Source organism: Streptomyces durocortorensis, from assembly GCF_016901035.1.
Classification (GTDB): Bacteria; Actinomycetota; Actinomycetes; order Streptomycetales; family Streptomycetaceae; genus Streptomyces; species Streptomyces durocortorensis.
Genome location: NZ_JAFEUF010000312.1, coordinates 1 through 2,244, shown reverse-complemented (window position 1 = coordinate 2,244; position 2,244 = coordinate 1). Strand labels below are relative to the sequence as shown.

Annotated in this window: 2 protein-coding genes and 1 pseudogene; 1 reads left to right on the top strand and 2 read right to left on the bottom strand. The window is 71.9% G+C overall.

Annotated elements, in window-relative coordinates:
* Nucleotides 1-121 precede the first annotated feature (121 nt).
* Nucleotides 122-1,039 carry an NAD(P)-dependent oxidoreductase gene (locus JS521_RS32360; protein ID WP_205086465.1) on the bottom strand — a complete coding sequence of 306 codons (918 nt, stop codon included), beginning with the start codon at nt 1,037-1,039 and terminating at the stop codon, nt 122-124.
* A gap of 59 nt (nt 1,040-1,098) precedes the next feature.
* Here JS521_RS32360 and JS521_RS32355 point away from each other — a divergent pair, with 59 nt between their 5' ends.
* On the top strand, nt 1,099-1,536 hold the full coding sequence (locus tag JS521_RS32355) for a MerR family transcriptional regulator (protein WP_205086464.1): 438 nt from the start codon (nt 1,099-1,101) through the stop codon (nt 1,534-1,536).
* Here JS521_RS32355 and JS521_RS32350 read toward each other — a convergent pair.
* Nucleotides 1,509-2,241, bottom strand: a pseudogene (locus JS521_RS32350) (SDR family NAD(P)-dependent oxidoreductase). The gene JS521_RS32355 and the pseudogene JS521_RS32350 overlap by 28 nt on opposite strands.
* Nucleotides 2,242-2,244 lie beyond the last annotated feature (3 nt).

The window sequence follows — 2,244 nt, the reverse complement described above, 5'->3', positions numbered from 1 at the left end:
GGGGGCCTGGGGGCCCGCGGCCTGTCTACATAATCCCTCCCATTTTTTCGGCCGGGGGGGGGGGGGCCCCGGCGGGGGGGGGCGGGGGGGGCCCCCCCCCCCCCGGGGGGCCCCGCCACCGCTACCGCGCCCCCGGGGCGGCCTCCTTCTTGAACACCTCGAACACCGCCAGGTAGTTCGACGCACCGTGGCCGTCCCTGATGGCTTGCGCCGCGATGTCCCGCATCAACAGCGGCTGCCCGGCGTGCACGCCCTGCTCCTCGCAGGTGAGGGCGATGTGCTCCAGTGCGTTCAGATTCATCTCCATGGTGCCCAGGCCGCCCGGATAGTGGCCCGCGTCGAGGTCCGGCGCCTGCGCGACGAGCGTCGCGTCCACCACCGTGGGCAGGAACCGGTTCACCGCCAGCTCGGCGAACTCCGCCGCCGGTACGCCCGCCGAGCCGACCAGGGCGGCGGCGTGCAGGAAGCCGTTCATCGTCGCGTACATCAGGCCGAGCAGCGCCGCGTTGTGGAGCACCGCGAGCCCGGGGTCGGAGCCGAGGTGGCGGGGATCGCCCAGCCTTGCCAGCGTGTCCCGGTGGGCGGCGAAGACCTCACGCGGACCGCTGTAGAGAAAGGCCGCCCCGGGCTCCCCGACGAGGGGCGGCGGAACCATGATCGCGCCGTCCAGATACGCGACGCCCCGCGCGGCCGCCCAGGAGGCCGCCGCGTGCGCTTCCTTCGGCGTACCGGAGTTGAGATTGACCAGGGCCCGGCCCGCTGCCGCCGCTCCGGCGGCGGAGCCGAACACCTCGTACAGCGTCGCGTAGTCCTTGAGGCAGACGACGGTGAGGGGACTGGCGGCCACGGCATCGGCGACGGACGCCGCGAGCCGTGCGCCCCCGGCGACGAGGTTGCGGGCCTTCCCGGGGGTGCGGTTCCAGACGGTGGTGGGATGGCCGTTCTTCATCAGGGTCTCGGCGAGGGCAAGCCCCATGGGGCCGAGCCCGATCACGGTAACGGGACTGTTCGGCGCGGGTGTTGAAGACTGCTGTGTCATGCGGAATAGGCTGCTGTCTCACATGGGTGTGAGAGTCAACCGAATGTGGCGGTCGTCATATGCGCATGGGGGAGTTCTCCCGCCGGACGGGCGTCAGCCAGCGGTTGCTGCGCTACTACGAGGAGCAGGGCCTGCTCCGGCCGGCCCGCCGCCCGAGCGGCTACCGCGAGTACGAGGAGCCGGACGTCGTCACCGTACGAGGCATCCGCATGCTGCTGGCCGCCGGCCTCAACACGGCCACCATCGCCGAGTTGCTGCCCTGCATGGTCGACGAGGACCGCATCCTGGAGCCGGCCTGCTCCAGCATGCTTCCCGACCTGCACCGCGAACGGGCCCGCATCGACGAGTCCGCCACCGCCCTCCTGGCCGCCCGCGACCGGCTGGACGCACTGATCGAGCTGACGGCGGAGTCGGGCGTGACGGACGAGGAGGCGTGCGCGGCGGTGGCGGGCGGCCCGAAGCGGAAGGATCACTCAGGCATGAGCGGTCCGAGGTAGGTCCCCCCGGAGACATCGAGAGTCCGACCGGTGACCCAACGCCCCCGCGGGCCCGCCAGGAAGCCCACCACATCGGCGACGTCCTCCGGCTGACCCATTCGTCCGAGCGCGGTGATCGACTCAAGTGCGGCCACCGCCTCGGGCACCGTGGCGTAGTCGCCGATCAGATCGGTCTGCACCACTCCGGGCTCGACCGTGTTCACGGTGATGCCGCGCCGGCCCAGTTCATTGGCGAGCGAGGGGCCGAGGGCGGCCAGCGCCGCCTTGCTGACGGTGTAGCCGATCTGTACGGGGTTCGCGATCCGGGTGGCCGCCGAGCCGATGTTCACGATCCGCCCGCCGTCCCGCAGCAGCGGCAGGGCCCGCTGGACGACGAAGAGCGGCGCGCTCACGTTGATCGTTAGCACCCGGGCGAACTCCTCCTCGGTGAGCTGCCCGATCGAACCGATCGAGTGGACCCCCGCGTTGTTGACGAGGATGTCCAGGCCCTCCGCGCCATGGTCCTTCAGCCCGGCGACGAGCCCCTCGAACAACCGGTCCACCGCCCTCGGCGATCAGCCCCACGGTCTCGACGGCTGCCGCTTCGTTGCCGCCGTAGTGGACCGCGACCAACGCCCCCTCGGCGGCGAGCCGCAGGGCGACCGCCCGTCCGATGCCCCGCGACCCGCCCGTCACCAGTGCGGTCCTGCCGTCCCGGGCAGTTATACA

Coding starts and splice junctions, on each gene's coding strand:
- JS521_RS32355 (WP_205086464.1), top strand. CDS start 1,099: ATGCGCATGGGGGAGTTCTCCCGCCGGACGGGCGTCAGCCAGCGGTTG.
- JS521_RS32360 (WP_205086465.1), bottom strand. CDS start 1,039: ATGACACAGCAGTCTTCAACACCCGCGCCGAACAGTCCCGTTACCGTG.